The following is a 15,229-nucleotide window of genomic DNA, read 5'->3' as shown; positions in this document are numbered from 1 at the left end:
AGCCCTGTGACCATGGCCACGAAACGGACAAAGGATCACGTTCTGCTGACAGAGTGACGGTCTCAGGTCATGAGACGTTTGCGGGCAGATCACGTTATCTGCGGGTAAAGGTCCACGAACCCGCAGGGAGCTCATCCGTTGGCTGCCATCGCCCGCTGGTGCATCAGGCACCGCCTCGTCGCCGTCCTCATCTGGCTCGCCGCCCTCGGCGGAACCGCCGCAGCCGCGGGCTTCGTGGGTTCGGCGTACTCCAACGACTACGAGGTCCCCGGCACGGAATCCGGCCGGGCCACCGAGCTCCTCTCGCGCGGCTTCACCGACCTCGGCGGCGACACCGACACCGTCGTCTGGCACACCACCGGCTCCACGGTCCGCGCCGCCGACGTCGAACAGACCATGACCCGCACACTCCACGCGATCGAGGACCTGCCCGGCGTCGGCGGGGTCACCGGCCCCTACGGAGCGGCCGGCCCCGGCCAGATCAGCGAGGACGGCCACACCGCCTACGCCACGGTCACCTTCGACAAGCCCGCCGACGAGATCCCCGCCGCCCAGGCGCAGGCCCTCGTCGACACCGCGAAGGCCGCCGAGGCCGACGGACTCCAGGTCGAGCTGGGCGGCACCGCCGTCGCCCTCACCGAAGCGCCCTCCGTCCACCTCGCCGAGGGCATCGGCGTCGTCGTCGCGGCCGTCGTGCTCTTCCTCGCCTTCGGCTCGCTCGCCGCCAGCCTGCTGCCCATCGCCACCGCCCTGGTCTCCGTGGGCACCGCCTACGCGGGCATCGTGCTGCTCGGCCATGTGATGACCGTCGCCGACTTCGCCCCGATGCTCGGCATGCTCATCGGGCTCGGCGTGGGCATCGACTACGCGCTGTTCATCGTCACCAGACACCGCAGAGGCCTCCGGCGCGGGATGTCGGTCGACGAAGCGGCCCAGAACGCGGTCACCACCACCGGCCGGGCCGTCGTCTTCGCCGGGGCGACCGTCTGCATCGCCCTGCTCGGCATGCTGATCCTGCGGCTCGGCTTCCTCAACGGCGTCGCCATCGCCGCCTCGCTCACCGTCGTCCTCACCGTGCTGGCCTCGGTCACCCTGCTGCCCGCCCTGCTATCGCTCATCGGGATGCGGGCGCTCAGCCGCCGCGAGCGACGACAGCTCGCCGAACACGGACCGCGGCCCGAGCTGCCCACCGGCTTCGCCGCCCGCTGGTCCGCCTTCGTCGAGCGCCACCCCAAGCTGCTCGGAGGCATCGCGGCCGTCGTCATGGTGGTGCTCGCGCTGCCCGCCCTCGGCCTCCACCTGGGCACCTCCGACCAGGGCAACAACCCGGCCACGGCCACCACCCGGCAGGCCTACGACCTGCTCGCCGACGGCTTCGGGCCCGGCGTCAACGGCCCTCTCACCATCGCCGCCCAGCTCGACGGCGCGGACGACCGGCTGGCGCTGGACTCGCTGCCCGAGAAGCTGCGCACCACCGAGGGCGTCGCCTCGGTCGGCCCGGTCACCTACAACGCGGGCGGCGACACCGCCTTCCTCACCGTCGTCCCCGACTCGTCACCGCAGTCGCAGGACACCAGCGAGCTGGTCGACCGGATCCGCGCCGACGTCCTCCCGCCGGTCCAGGACAAGACCTCGCTGGAGGCCCATGTCGGCGGGGTGACGGCGAGCTACGACGACTTCGCCGAGATCATCGTCGACAAGCTGCCGCTCTTCGTCGGCGTCGTCATCGGACTCGGCTGCCTGCTGCTGCTCCTGGCCTTCCGGTCCATCGGCATCCCGCTCAAGGCCGCCGTGATGAACGTGGCCGCCGTCGCCTCCTCCTTCGGCGTCGTCGTGGCCGTCTTCCAGTGGGGCTGGGGCAGCGAACTGCTCGGCCTCGGCAGCGCCGGGCCCATCGAACCCTTCCTTCCCGTGATCATGGTCTCGGTCCTCTTCGGCCTCTCCATGGACTACCAGGTCTTCCTGGTCGGGCGGATGTACGAGGAGTGGCTGGAGACCGGCGACAACCGGCGGGCCGTCCGGGTCGGCCTCGCCGAGACCGGCCGGGTCATCAACTCCGCCGCCGTGATCATGATCTCCGTCTTCCTCGCCTTCGTGCTCAGCGGCGACCGGGTCATCGCCATGTTCGGCATCGCGCTCGCCACCGCCGTGGCGCTGGACGCCTTCGTCCTGCGCACCCTGCTGGTGCCCGCCCTGATGCACATGCTCGGCGGGGCGAACTGGTGGCTGCCGGGCTGGCTGGAGCGGCGGCTGCCCAGGATCAGCATCGAGCCGCCCGACTGCGTACCGCTCCATGCGAAGATCCCGGAGGCGCGCGCCACGCAGGAGGGCGCCGCGCATGCCGAGGAGGAGCACGATGTTCGCCATATCGCTGGGTGACGACACGGCGGAGCTGCGCCCGCTGGAGCCCTGGCAGGCCGTGGAGTTCCTGGCCCACATGGACCGGGCCCGGGAGCTGCTCGACCCGTGGATCCCGTTCGCCTCCTACGCCACCGACCTGGACTCGGCGCGCGCCCTGCTCCAGAAGTACGCGGACAAGCAGGCGGCGGACACCGGACGGCTGTACGGGATCTGGCTGGCGGGCACCCTCGTCGGCGGCGTCCTCTTCCCGTCCTTCGACGCCGAACGGGGCAACTGCGAGGTCGGCGTCTGGTTGGAGCCCGCCGCCCAGGGCCGCGGGCTGATCACCCGCGCCGCCGAGCGCCTGATCGACTGGGCGGTGTACGAACGCGGCATGCACCGCGTGGAGTGGGACGCCTCTCCCGGGAACACCCGGTCGATCGCGGTGGCGAAGCGGCTCGGGATGACCCGGGACGGGGTGCTCCGGCAGAGCTACTTCTACCGGGGAGAGCGCCACGACTCGGAGATCTGGTCCGTCCTCGCCCCGGAGTGGAAGGCCCGCGCGGCGCGCTGAGGCCCGGCGCACGCCCGGCGTTAAGGGGGCTCTCATCCGGGCCCCCTAGCGTGCGGCGCATGAACACCACCCCCTCCAAGACGACGACCCCGTCCACGACCACCCCGCCCGCCGGGACGACCGACCCCGCCGACGCCGTTACGGAGGACGCGACCGGACCGGACGCGACCGGGCAGGACGCCACGGCGAAGGACCCGCTCGCGAAGGACGCCACCGGTACGCCCTCCGACGAGGCCGACCCCGCGACGGCCTCCGACGACATCGCCGACCGGACCGACCAGGACGACCACGCCGACGACGAGGACCTGGAGCCCGACCCCTTCACCGAGGCCCGGCACGGCGTCGGCGCGGGCGCGGCCGCCGTCGTCTCCGCCGCCCTGGGCGTCGTCGCCCTGACCGGCGCGTGGACCGGCCGGGTAGCCGCCGAACGCGAGACGCTCATCGGCCAGATCAAGACGTCCGGCGGCGGCAGCGCGTCCCAGCAGATCTCCGAGATCTACGGCGACGCCTGGCACACCACCGCCCTGGTCAACGGCGTCTTCGCCGTCCTGGCCCTGCTCGTCGGCGTCTTCGTCCTGGTCCGCCCCGCCTTCGGCGTTCCCTCCCAGAAGCCGCAGCCCACCTGGGTCCGCGCGGTCGCCCTGGCCGGTGTCGCCCTCGGCGCGCTCGGTGTCCTGATCTCCGTGGGCATGTACTTCGACCTCTTCGCCGCGCTGCCCACCGCGGGCGCCCCGGCCGCCGGCTGACCCCGGGCCGAGGCCCCGTACGGCACACGTCTAAGGCCCCCGCCCACCCCTCGGACACGGGGTGGGCCCGCCTAAGGCCCCCACCGCCGCGAAGATGCGGAACTCGCCCGATGCGACGCCCCCTCCTGGCCGACGACAGTGGACACACAGCGGACACAGGGCCCCGGCCGACCGGCCGGGCACCCCTCCGGTCCGCTGCCACGACCAGGAGTCAGGGGCACACCGTGTACGAGTACGAGCTCTACCGCCACACCTCCGCCGAGCTGATCCGCCGGGCCGACGCCGAGCGCGAGATCGGCCGGGCCCGCCGCGCCCGCCGGGCCGCCCGCCGTACCGGACGCGGTGATCCCGAAGGGAAGGTGATGGAGGCCGACCGCACCCGCTTCGCCCCGGTCGCCTGACGGTGTCCCGGCCCGGGACGACCACCGAGCCGGGACCGGACCGTGCCCGGAGCATGATCACTGTCGGCGAAAAAGATCCCTCCGCCTCGTACGCGTATGCGATGCTCGGCGGCGTGGAGACCAGGTCAGTCAGCCCCGTGTTCGTCGGGCGCGCCGAGGAGCTCGCTTCGCTCACCGAGGCGCTCGGGCGGGCCGCGTCCGGCGACCCCCAGGCGCTGCTGATCGGCGGCGAGGCGGGCGTCGGTAAGACCCGGCTGGTCGAGCAGTTCGTCACGGCGGCCGAGCGGCGCGACGCCGTGGTGGCCGTCGGGTCCTGCGTCGAGATCGGGGCCGACGGGCTGCCGTTCGCCCCCTTCCCGACCGCCCTGCGCGCCCTGCGCCGGGCCCTGCCCGAGGAGATGGCCGCCGCCGTCGCCGGCCAGGAGGGCGAGCTGGCCCGCCTCCTGCCCGAGCTGGGCGAGGCCCACCGGGACGCGACCGACGAGCACAGCACCGCCCGCCTCTTCGAACTCACCGCCCGGCTGCTGGAGCGGATCTCCGCCGACCGGGCGGTCGTCCTCGTCCTGGAGGACCTGCACTGGGCGGACGCCTCCACCCGGCACCTGCTCGCCTATCTCTTCCGCACCCTGAGCACCGGCCGCCTCATGGTCGTCGGCACCTACCGCGCCGACGACATCCACCGCCGCCACCCGCTGCGCCCGCTCCTCGCCGAGCTGGACCGGCTGCGCACCGTCACCCGCGTCGAACTCGACCGGTTCAGCCACGACGAGGTCGGCCACCAGCTCGCCGGGATCCTCGCCGAGACGCCCGAGGCCGCACTCGTCGACGAGATCTTCGACCGCTCCGACGGCAACGCCTTCTTCGTCGAGGAGCTCGCCCGCTCCCTGGAGTGCTGCGGCGACAGCTCCGGGCTGACCGAATCGCTCCGCGACCTCCTGCTCGTCCGCGTGGAGGCGCTGCCCGAGCACGCCCAGCGGGTCGCCAGGGTCGTCGCCGAGGGCGGCTCCTTCGTCGAACACGAACTGCTCGCCGCCGTCGCCGGTCTCGGCGAGGACGAGCTCGACGAGGCACTGCGCGCGGCCGTCGGCGCCAACCTGCTGCAACCCGCGCCCGACAGCAACGGCTACCGCTTCCGGCACTCGCTGGTCCGCGAGGCCGTCAGCGACGACCTGCTGCCCGGCGAACGCACCCGCGTCAACCGCCGCTACGCCGAAGCCCTGGAGGCCGACCCCGCCCTCGTACGGGACGACGAGCGCGCCACCCGCCTCGCCAGCTACTGGTACGCCGCCCACGACGCCCCCAAGGCCCTGCCCGCCGTCCTCCGGGCCGCCGTCGAGGCCCGCCGCCGCTACGCCTACTCCGAGCAACTGAGGCTGCTGGAGCGGGCGATGGAGCTCTGGGACGATGTGCCCGACGCGGTGCGCGCCACCCTGCGCCCCTTCGACTACGCGGAGGTCTACCCGGGCTCCGGCCGCGACCCGGAGAACACGCCGCTGCGCTATCTGGACGTGATGGCCGAGGCCACCGTCGCCGCCCACTTCGGCGGCGACCGCAAACGCGCCCTGGCCATCTCCAAGAAGGCGCTGCGGGTGCTGGCCGCCGAGGCCGACCCGCTGCGCGAGGCCTGGTTCCTGGTGCAGCGCAGCCGGCTGGTGCAGGGGCTCGACAAGGGCGACGGCTGGGAGGAGCTGGCCACCGCGCAGGAGCTGGTGCGCGGGCTGCCGCCGTCGCCCGTGCAGGCCGACGTCCTGACCAATGTGGCCAGTTGGCGGGCGCTGCACCAGCCGGGCCCGCAGGCGCTCGCCGACAGCGACCGCGCGGTGGAGTACGCCCGGCTCGTCGGCGACGAGTACATCGAGCTGCACGCCCGTCTCACCCGGGGCTGGCTCACCGCGGACGCGGGCGGCGTCGAGGACGGCCTCGCCGAGATGTACGTCGTCCGGGACCGCGCCGAGAAGCTGCACCTGATGAACCTCCTCGGCCGGGTCAGCGTCAACCTGCCCTCCTCGCTCGAAGCGATGGGCCGTTCGCTGGAGGCCGTCGCCGCCGCCGACCACGGCATCGAGATCTGCCACAGCCACGGCCTGGCCGACTCCGGGGCCTGGGTGTACGCCAACCAGTCGCAGTCCCTGTTCTCCCTCGGGCACTGGTCCCAGAGCGAGGCCGCCGCCGCGTCCTCCGCCCGCCTGGCGCTGGGCCCCAAGTCGAAAGGGCTCGCCGCCCTGCGCCGTACCGAACTGGCCGTAGCCCGCGGGGACCTCGCCGAGGGGGAGGAGCTGCTCGCCCTGGTCCGCAAGCACTTCGGGCAGCGCGATCCGCAGCACCAGCACCTGATCGACCCCGTCCGGCACGGCATGGTGCTGGCCGCCTCACAGGGCAGGCTCGCCGAGGCCCGGGCCGCGTTCGAGGAGCTGGCCCGGCCCGGCTTCCCGCCCGGCACCCAGCGCTACGCCCTGCCGCTGCTCCAGACCGCCGCCATGATCGAGGCGGACGCCCGCGGACTGCCCGCCGCCGAACCGGACCGGCCGGAGCTGCTGGCCCTGATCCGCCGGTGCCTGAAGAACCTCCCGATGCTCGTGCCCGTATGGGTGGCCTACGGCGTCTTCATCGAGGCGGAGCTGGCCCGCGCGGAGGGCGCCGACACCCCCGACCACTGGGCCCGCGCCGCCGAGGCCTTCGGCCCGCTGTGCCGCCCGTACCAACTGGCCCAGATCCACCGCCGCTGGGCGGAGTCGCTGCTCATCGCCCCCGGCGACCGGTCCACCGCCACGGCCCTGCTGCACCGCGCCCTGGAGGCCGCCCGCCGGCTCGGCGCCCGCCCGCTCGCCGAGGCGGTCGAACAGCTGGCGGCCCGGGCCCGCATCCCCCTGGACGGCTCCGGCGCGGCAGCCGGCCACGACAGCGGGATCCACCCGGCCGTCCTGGCCGACGCGCCCCCCGGAGAGGGCCAGGAGCGGCCGTCGGCCGAGGAGCAGGATCCGGCCATCGCCGCCGTGGCGTCCTTCGGGCTGACCCCGCGCGAGCAGGACGTGCACCGGCTGGTCGCGGCGGGGCACACCAACCGCAGGATCGCCGAGGAGCTGTTCATCTCGCCGAAGACCGCCAGCGTGCACGTCTCCAACATCCTGGCCAAGCTCGGCGTCTCCAGCCGGGGTGAGGCGGCCGCCCTCGCCCACCGCCTCCGGCTCTACCCGGCCGCGTAGGACCCTCCCGGGTGCCGTGGGCCCCCTCGCCCCTACCCCTCGGGCTCCTCCTCGGCGCGGCGCTCCGGCCCGCTCACCGGCTTCCCGGCCCGGGGCCGGTCGAGCACGGCGTCCTGCTCGGGCGCGACCGGCCGCATACGTCCGTTCCGGGGCTCGGGCGCATCATGCCGCGCCGGAGCATCGTCCCGGGCCGGAGCATCGTCCCGGGCCGGAGCATCGTCCCGGGCCGGAGCACCGGCCCGCGCCGGATCGCCGTCCGGGGCGGGGGTATCGCTGTCCGGGGCCGGAGCACCGTCCAGGACCGGGGCGCGCACGGTCACCTTCCCGGAGGTCAGGTCTATCGGCCCACGGTTCGGATCGCCGATGCCGAGATCGACCCGGCTCAGCTCCAGCCGCTTCTGCTCGTCGGAGACGTGTTTGCGTCCCGGGGCGAAGAGCTCCTCGAAGAAATTGAACACCGGCCGTGCTCCCTCCGACATGCCGCGCGGGCCGGCGGTCACTCCACTTCCACCAGGAGGACCCTGTCGTCCCCGGGCTTCGGCGTGCCCCGTCCGTCCGTGTTGCTGGTGACCAGCCACAAGCGGTCGCTCCCCGCACTCACCACAGTGCGCAGGCGGCCGTGCTTCTCCTCCAGGAACGGCTGGGGGTCCGCCAAAGGTTCCTCGGCCTTCTCGCCCGACAGCGGAATCCGCCACAGCCGCTCACCGCGCAGCCCGGCCATCCAGATCGAGCCCTCCGCGTACGCGATCCCGCTCGGGGAGGCCTCGGAGGTCTTCCACTGCGCCACCGGGTCGATGAACCCGTCCTCGCCCTCCTGGCCCTCGACCTCGGGCCAGCCGTAGTTCCCGCCGGGCTCGATCAGATTCAGCTCGTCCCAGGTGTTCTGGCCGAACTCGGCGGCCCACAGCCGCTTCTGCGCGTCCCAGGCGAGGCCCTGCACATTGCGGTGCCCGTACGAATACACCACCGAGTCCGCCTCCGGATTGCCGTGCACCGGCTCGCCGTCGGGGGTCATCCGCAGGATCTTGCCCGCCAGCGACTCCTTGTCCTGGGCCAGCCCGGTGTCGCCGGTCTCGCCCGTGCCCGCGTACAGCATCTTGTCCGGGCCGAAGGCGATCCGGCCGCCGTTGTGGATGCTGCCCTTGGGAATGCCGCGCAGGACGGTGTCCGGAGCGCCGAGCTGCTGCCCCGCCGGGCGCTTCTCGTCGTAACTCATGCGGACGATCCGGTTGTCGGACGTGGTGGTGAAGTAGGCGTACACCAGTTGGTCCGCGCCGAACGTGGAGGAGACGGCGAGCCCGAGCAGCCCGCCCTCGCCGGCCGGGGACACCCCGGGCACCGAGCCCAGCAGCGTCTGCTTGCCGCTCTCGCCGTCGATCCGGTGGACCGTGCCCTCGTCCCGCGAGGACACCAGCAGATCACCGCCCGGCAGCGCGGCCAGACCCCACGGCGACTTCAGCTCCTCCGTCAGCGTCGAGACGACCTTCGCCGACCCCTTCTCGGGCGGCAGATCGGCCGAGCGGCTCGGCGAGGCCGGCGGAGCGGAGCCCTCCGAAGCGGTCGGGGAAGCGGCGGGCCGCCCGGACGCACCCCCGTCCCCGTCGGCGGAACACGCGGCCGACAGCAGCAGGGCGGCCGACGCCAGCGCGGCCACCGCCCCTCTGCGCATCGCCCGGGACTGCACAGGTCCGACCAGAGCACCACGCACGGAACCGATTCCTTTCGACGCTTGCCCGACTACCTGCTCCCGCACCGTGTTCCTACTCCCCGGCCGGCCCAGGAGTTCCCGACCCGCCCATTCTCCCGCCGTACGGCCCGCCACGCCCGGCCCACCGGACCCGCCCCGGTCAGTCCCACGATTCGCGGGCCGCGGGCAATGCGTCGATCTCCGCCAGATCCCGGTCGTCCAGGACCACCCGCGCCGCCCCGGCGTTCTCCACCGCCCACCGTTCCCGCTTCGCCCCCGGCACCGGCACCACATGCGGCCCCTGGCGCAGCACCCACGCCAGCGCCACCTGGGCCACGGTCGCCCCCCGGCGCTCCGCGACCCGCCGCAGACCGGCCACCACCGGCTGGTTCGCCGCCATCACCTCCGCCGTGAACCGCGGATGCCTGGCCCGCAGATCCTCCGGCTCGAACCCCTGGCCCGGCTTCAGCGTCCCGGTCAGATAGCCACTGCCCAGCGGCATCGCGGCCAGCAACCCGACCCCGCGCGCCACACACCACGGCAGCAGCTCCGCCAGCGCCTCGCGCGACCACACCGACAGCTCCGCCTCCACCGCGCTGACCGGGAAGACCTGCTGGATCCGCTCCAGTTGCCGGATCGTTCCCTCATGCGGCCCCTCGCCCGAGCGGCGCGGGGCCCGCGCCCCCACCGCGCACAGCCCGAGCGAGCGCACCTTGCCCGCGGTGACCAGCTCCGCCAGCGCACCCCAGGTCTCCTCCACCGGCACCTCGGGGTCGGCCCGGTGCAACTGGTACAGGTCGATCACATCGGTCTGGAGCCGCCGCAGCGAGGCGTCGCAGGCCCGACGGACGTACCCGGGGCGGCCGTTGGCGACGATGTGCTGATCGCCCACCAGCAGCCCGCACTTGGTGGAGACGAACGCCTCCTGGCGGCGGCCCTTCAACGCCCGACCCACCAGCAGCTCATTGGTGAACGGCCCGTACATGTCCGCGGTGTCGAGCAGCCGGACGCCCGCGTCCAGAGCCGCGTGCACCGTCCGCACCGAACGGTCGCCGAGCTGCTGCGACGCGCTGTAGCCCCAGCTCATCGGCATGCAGCCCAGCCCGACCGTGCCCACGGCCAGCCCCGCCGCCCCGATAGTCCTGCTCTCCAACTCCCCGAACCCTTTCCTGGACGAGCCATTCCGCCTTCCCCTCCGCCGCGGTCCGCGGGCGGCTCCTCCGGGAACGGCGCGAGAACGCGGTCCCGGACCCGGACGGCCACGCCCGCCTGATCCACGACGCAGGTCCCTGTAGGGGGAGTCCGGGGAGTGATTGACGGAAGCGTTTGGGCGATGTGACGATACGCCGATGCCCGCCCTACACGCACGGATGGCTGCTCGCAGCGGTGACCTCACCGCTGCCGTGGTCGCCCGGTGCACGGCGGAGATCCCCTTCTACGGGGAGTTGCCGCGCCGCACGCTGGAGGGCGAGGTGACCCGGTCGGTCACGGCCGTGAACGATCTGCTGCTGCGGGCCCTGCGTCAGGACGGCGTGATGGGCCCGGGCGAGCTGACCCGGCTCATCGAGTGGTCGGGGCGCCGGGCCGAGGAGCGGGTGCCGCTGGAGGCGGTGATCGCCGCCTACCTCGTCGGCGCGGAGGTCTGGTGGCAGGCGCTGGCCGAGACGGCGGAGCCCGAGGAGCTGACCGGCGCCGGAGCCAAGCTGCTGGCCTGCCTGCACGCGGCGATGCCCGCCGTCGTACTCGCCCACCGCACGGCCCAGGAGGACATCCACAGCGAGGACAAGCGGGTGCGGCGGGCGCTGCTGACCGCGCTGCTGGCCGGCCGGCCGTACGAGGAACTGGCGGCGGCGGCCGGGTTCACGGTGACCGGCGGCCACGAGGTTCTCGCCCTGGCCTTCGAGTCGAGTCCGCCGGCCCGGCTGGTGCAGTCGTCGATCGAGGCCCACGCGGGCGTCCCGGTGCTGATGGACCACGTCGCGGGCCTCGCGCTGCTGCCGGGCGGCCGCGATCTGTCCGGCCTACCGGACGCGCTCGGGAAGGACGTCGGGCAGCGGGTGTACGCGGCCGCGGCCCCGGCCGCCGGACCGGACGCCGTGCCCGGGGCGGCGGAGGAGGCCGGGCGGGTGCTTGAACTCGTCCGGCGGCTGGGCCGCCCGCCCGGGCTGTACCGGCTCGACGACGTGCTCCTGGAGTACCAGCTCGCGCGTCCGGGCGACGCGTTGCTGCGGCTGGCCGCCAAGCTGGACCCGCTGGAGGACCATCCGTACCTGCTGGAGACGCTGCGGGTCTTCGTCGACCACGGGCACCACCGCAGCCGGAGCGCTGCGGAGCTGTGCGTCCACCGCAACACGCTGGACTACCGACTGCACCGGGTGAGCACGCTGACCGGGCTGGACCCGACCGTGCCCGCCGAGGCGCGGCTGCTCCAGGCGGCGCTGGTCGCCCGGGACCTCGCCTGACGGCGGACCCGGCCGCGTGAACCGGCTGCCGGGCCCGCGGCGGCCCGCACGGCGCTACAGCCAGGCCCGCAGTTCCTCCTGTCGCGGCGCGAGGACCGTGGACGTACGGGGATGGTCGAAGACCCTGACCGGTCGGCGGCTGTCCCAGGCGGTCCAGCCGGGGTCGCCGAAGGCGGCGAAGTCGACCCAGGCCCGGTGCATGGCGTCGGCCAGCGGCTGCGGGGCGTCCGGCCCGGTCAGCGCCTCGCCGTGCCGGAGGTTGTCGAAGACGAAACCGATCTCCAGCGCATGGCAGGCGCCCAGGTCCAGGACCGGCGAACGCCAGGCGAACTCGTAGAAGAACGTCCGGGCGGGCCGGGCGGCGGAGGCGGCGGGTCCGCCGGTCCCGGTGTCGGGTAGCCGGGAGTCGGGGAGCCCGGCGTCGGGCAGCCGGGAGTCCGCCAGCCGGTTGAGCGGCCCCCGGAGCAGCAGATCGGTGGCAATCTCACCGAGGATCACCCCCGGCTTCGCGCCCGGCCGGCCGGCTCGGTACAACCGCGCCACCTGGCCGGGGATCTTGAACTTCAGCAGGGCCAGCCGCAGAGTCAGTCCGCCGACGCGGTCCACCGCCCCGCTCGGCACGAACCACAGGCGGTACTCCTCGCGGTTGCAGCCCAGCAGCAGATCGACCGAGGGAGGCGGCGGATCGGCCGGCACCACGTCGTCGTCGACCACGATGTGGAAGCCCGGCCCACCGCTGATCGGATCGGCCCCGCCGACCACCTCGTCCTGGGCGTCCAGCAGCCGTTCGCGGTCCACCGCGGCGAACCCCTCCGCCGTGGCCGGCACCCGCAGAGCCTTCGCCATCGCGCGCACGGTCCGCGCGCCCCGGTCGCGGGTCACGGTGTGCGGCGGGCCGCTCTGCAGGACCGCCCGGTGGAACAGACCGGCCGCGCGAGGGCTGGTCAGCAGGGCGGCGATGCTGATCGCTCCGGCGGACTCGCCGCACACCGTCACGCACGCGGGGTCTCCGCCGAACCCCGCGATGTTGTCCCGCACCCAGGTCAGGGCGGCGATCTGGTCCAGCAGACCCCGGTTGTCGGGTGCGTCGGGGAAGACGCCGAACCCCTCGACCCCGAGCCGGTAGTTGACCGATACGAGTACCACACCGTCGCGCGCGAAGGCCCCGCCGTCGTACAGGGGCATGGCGGCGGAACCGTTCCGCAGAGAGCCTCCGTGGATCCAGACCAGCACCGGCAGAGGTCCGTCGGCCGCCCGGGGCGCCCAGACGTTGAGGTTGAGGCACTCCTCCCCGGGGACGTCCACCTCGGGAATCAGCCGGTCCAGCGGCGGCCGGTAGGGGCGTTGCGGAGCGCTCGGCCCGAACTCCAGCGCGTCGCGCACCCCCTCCCAGGGCTCTACGGGCGCGGGCGCGCGGAACCGGTGGACCCCGAAGGGCGCGGCGGCGTACGGGATCCCCAGGTAGGAGGCGACTGCCCCGTCGACGCGGCCGCGTACCTTCCCGTGGCGAGTCGTCGCGATGATGTCCATGCCGGTCCGATCGGTCGGGGCGGGTTACGGAGTGGTGGCCGGGAGGCCCAGGGCCAGGCTGTTCCGGCGGACGTCGGACCAGGTGGCGGTGTCGGTGCAAATGCCGCAGCCGGGGCCGAAGAACTGGGCACGGGCCGTCCGGTCGCCCATGAGGTGGGCACGGAACCAGGCGGTGGTCGGCGCGGCGAACGGGCCGGGGTCGCCGACGACCGTGAAGTGGTCGGCCCCGCGCAACTCGCCGTAGAGGGCCGGAATGTGGTCGGCCGCGTTGTAGAAGGCCCGGACGAGGGCGGGGAAGACGATGCTGTCCTTCTGGCCGGCCAGCAGCAGCGCGGGCACATGCACCGCGTTGATGTTGGCCAGTGGACCGGGCTGGATCGGCAGGATGGTGTCGATACGGGGGTCCGCGCCGACGACGATGGCGGCCGCGCCGCCCTGCGAGTGCCCCGAGGCGCCGATGTGCTCCAGGTCGACGCGGTCGAAGAAGGCGCTGCCCGGGTCGGCGTTCCGGCCGGTGAGCAGGTCGATGCCCGCCCGCATGGAGATGCCGAGGTTGGACTGCGGGGTGTTCGCGGCGGCGACGATGAAGCCCTGCCCGGCCCAGTGGAGCAGCAGCTCCCGGTAGACGAGGGGGACGCCGCCGGTGCCGTTCCCCCACACGATCACCGGGTGGCGGCGGTCGCTGTCGGCGATGTCGCGAGGGTAGTACAGGGTGGTGACCGCCCCGACCTCCACCGCGGTGGCGTACGGGCCGGGGGCGCCGAAGTCGGCGGCGGCCGAAGTGGTGGGCGCGGCGGCGGCCACGGTGGTGTCCGTGGCCGCCACCGCCGTGCCCGCGCCGGTCGACGCGGTCAGGACCAGAGCGAGCGCGGCCAACGGGACCAGCGGATTTCTTCTCCACAGCACGGCGACTCCTGACGTCTGGGGGACCGAGTGACGCGTCCGGATCACATCGGTGTCTGACCGCACATCCTGGGGGAGCGATCGGCGGTCGTCTCTGCGCAATCGCGGCAATCACCCACGGCCGAGTTTGTGCAACCTGCCCAGAGACCGCCCCGCCGACCGCGGCCGCGCCGACAGCCCCCGGAGTTCCTGCCGCTGTCCTGGAGTGTTCGCACACCCGTCGCATAGCCTCCTGACCATGACTGCGACGACCACCGATGTGTGGCTGCCCTTCCCGGCCGAGGAGATCGACGGGCTGCCCGACGGCCTCAACTACCTGTTCTGGGACGGCGAACCGGACTACCCCGCCGACCCGGCCCACTGCGCCTACTACGTCGTGCCCTACATGAAGGGCCCCGAGGTCGCGGTGCGCCCGCTCGCCGCGATGGGCGCCGTCCAGGTGGTGCAGACGCTCTCCGCCGGCATCGACCACGTGGAGCCGGGCCTCGGCCTGCTGCCCGCCGGCGTACGCCTCTGCAACGCCAAGGGGGTCCACGAGGCGTCCACCGCCGAGCTGACGATCGCGCTCGTCCTCGCCTCCCTGCGCGGCTTCCCCGGGTTCGTCCACGGACAGGACAAGGAGGAGTGGCGGTCCGGTTTCTACCCCGCGCTCGCCGACAAGTCCGTCCTCATCGTGGGATACGGCTCCATCGGCTCGGCCATCGAGGACCGGCTCGTCCCGTTCGAGTGCGCGCGGGTGGCGCGCGTCGCGCGCTCCGCGCGGACCACCGCACGCGGCCCCGTACACACGCTCGACGATCTGCCCGCCCTGCTGCCCGAGGCCGACGTCGTGATCCTCTCCACCCCGCTGAACCCGTCCACGCAGGGGCTGGTGGACGCCGACTTCCTCGCCGCGATGCCCGACGGCGCCCTCCTCGTCAACGTCGCACGCGGCGGAGTCGTCGACACCAAGGCCCTGTTGTCCGAACTCGAGTCCGGACGGCTGCGGGCCGCACTCGATGTGACCCATCCGGAACCCCTGCCCGCGGGCCATCCTCTCTGGCATGCTCCGAATGTCTTGATCACGCCTCATGTGGGCGGCAGCACCTCGGCGTTCGAACCGCGCGCTAAGCGGCTGCTGGCCGCACAGCTCACCCGGTTCGCCGCCGGAGAGCCGGTGCACAACGTCGTCACGACCACCGGCTGACCCGTCGGGGCGGCCACGCTACGGGGTGGTCCGGATGCACGCAGTGCCGCTCACCTCGTCTTTCGTCACGGAGCGTAGAGAAGCTATGGCCCTGAGTGACGGATCTGGTGTATCGTCCGATCCGGGGGGCTGCGCCGTGGAAGGGACGGCGCGGGGGGAGCATCGGAACGCGAGGGGGCGACGGGCGATGTGCTGGC

At 73.4% G+C, this 15,229-nt stretch carries 12 protein-coding genes; 7 read left to right on the top strand and 5 right to left on the bottom strand.

All coding sequences use genetic code 11. From position 1 onward, the window contains the following. The first annotated feature begins 138 nt into the window (after nucleotides 1-138). From G3I54_RS00395 to G3I54_RS00380, 5 genes are all read left to right on the top strand, one after another. On the top strand, nucleotides 139-2,379 hold the full coding sequence (locus G3I54_RS00395; protein WP_164609889.1) for an MMPL family transporter: 2,241 nt from the start codon (nucleotides 139-141) through the stop codon (nucleotides 2,377-2,379). Beyond that, nucleotides 2,357-2,914 (top strand): GNAT family protein, encoded by a 558-nt coding sequence (locus G3I54_RS00390; protein WP_164609887.1) that lies wholly within the window; start codon nucleotides 2,357-2,359, stop codon nucleotides 2,912-2,914. Before G3I54_RS00395 ends, G3I54_RS00390 begins: the two co-directional genes overlap by 23 nt. A 59-nt stretch (nucleotides 2,915-2,973) precedes the next feature. Continuing rightward, nucleotides 2,974-3,660 carry a hypothetical protein gene (locus tag G3I54_RS00385; protein WP_164609885.1) on the top strand — a complete coding sequence of 229 codons (687 nt, stop codon included), beginning with the start codon at nucleotides 2,974-2,976 and terminating at the stop codon, nucleotides 3,658-3,660. 224 nt (nucleotides 3,661-3,884) lie between these two features. After that, on the top strand, nucleotides 3,885-4,061 hold the full coding sequence (locus G3I54_RS38805) for a hypothetical protein (protein WP_203685358.1): 177 nt from the start codon (nucleotides 3,885-3,887) through the stop codon (nucleotides 4,059-4,061). A gap of 53 nt (nucleotides 4,062-4,114) precedes the next feature. Then, on the top strand, nucleotides 4,115-7,264 hold the full coding sequence (locus G3I54_RS00380; protein ID WP_164609883.1) for a helix-turn-helix transcriptional regulator: 3,150 nt from the start codon (nucleotides 4,115-4,117) through the stop codon (nucleotides 7,262-7,264). A 32-nt stretch (nucleotides 7,265-7,296) separates the two neighbouring features. Here the strand turns inward: G3I54_RS00380 and G3I54_RS00375 are convergent, their stop codons facing one another. The 3 genes from G3I54_RS00375 to G3I54_RS00365 form a co-directional block, all read right to left on the bottom strand. Further along, nucleotides 7,297-7,722 carry a DUF6191 domain-containing protein gene (locus G3I54_RS00375; RefSeq protein ID WP_164609880.1) on the bottom strand — a complete coding sequence of 142 codons (426 nt, stop codon included), beginning with the start codon at nucleotides 7,720-7,722 and terminating at the stop codon, nucleotides 7,297-7,299. Between the two features lie 38 nt (nucleotides 7,723-7,760). Further along, nucleotides 7,761-8,972 carry a PQQ-dependent sugar dehydrogenase gene (locus G3I54_RS00370; RefSeq protein ID WP_164609879.1) on the bottom strand — a complete coding sequence of 404 codons (1,212 nt, stop codon included), beginning with the start codon at nucleotides 8,970-8,972 and terminating at the stop codon, nucleotides 7,761-7,763. Nucleotides 8,973-9,111: 139 nt separating this feature from the next. After that, nucleotides 9,112-10,068 carry an aldo/keto reductase gene (locus tag G3I54_RS00365; protein ID WP_137234610.1) on the bottom strand — a complete coding sequence of 319 codons (957 nt, stop codon included), beginning with the start codon at nucleotides 10,066-10,068 and terminating at the stop codon, nucleotides 9,112-9,114. Between the two features lie 232 nt (nucleotides 10,069-10,300). Between G3I54_RS00365 and G3I54_RS00360 the strand changes: the two genes are divergently transcribed. Beyond that, nucleotides 10,301-11,413, top strand: coding sequence for a helix-turn-helix domain-containing protein (locus G3I54_RS00360; protein WP_164609877.1), 1,113 nt, complete (start codon nucleotides 10,301-10,303; stop codon nucleotides 11,411-11,413). A gap of 54 nt (nucleotides 11,414-11,467) precedes the next feature. Here G3I54_RS00360 and G3I54_RS00355 read toward each other — a convergent pair whose 3' ends face one another. Together G3I54_RS00355 and G3I54_RS00350 are read right to left on the bottom strand one after the other, a co-directional pair. After that, nucleotides 11,468-12,943 carry a carboxylesterase family protein gene (locus tag G3I54_RS00355; protein ID WP_164609875.1) on the bottom strand — a complete coding sequence of 492 codons (1,476 nt, stop codon included), beginning with the start codon at nucleotides 12,941-12,943 and terminating at the stop codon, nucleotides 11,468-11,470. Nucleotides 12,944-12,967: 24 nt separating this feature from the next. Then, nucleotides 12,968-13,849 carry an acetylxylan esterase gene (locus G3I54_RS00350; RefSeq protein ID WP_343240239.1) on the bottom strand — a complete coding sequence of 294 codons (882 nt, stop codon included), beginning with the start codon at nucleotides 13,847-13,849 and terminating at the stop codon, nucleotides 12,968-12,970. Nucleotides 13,850-14,084: 235 nt separating this feature from the next. On the opposite strand from G3I54_RS00350, the gene G3I54_RS00345 reads away from it, so the two are divergent. Further along, nucleotides 14,085-15,032: a 2-hydroxyacid dehydrogenase gene (locus G3I54_RS00345; protein WP_164609873.1), complete on the top strand. Its 948-nt coding sequence runs from the start codon at nucleotides 14,085-14,087 to the stop codon at nucleotides 15,030-15,032. Nucleotides 15,033-15,229: the final 197 nt, after the last annotated feature.

The sequence above is a fragment of the Streptomyces sp. SID14515 genome, assembly GCF_010548505.1.
Classification (GTDB): Bacteria; Actinomycetota; Actinomycetes; order Streptomycetales; family Streptomycetaceae; genus Streptomyces; species Streptomyces caviscabies.
This window is presented reverse-complemented; position numbering and strand designations above follow the sequence as displayed.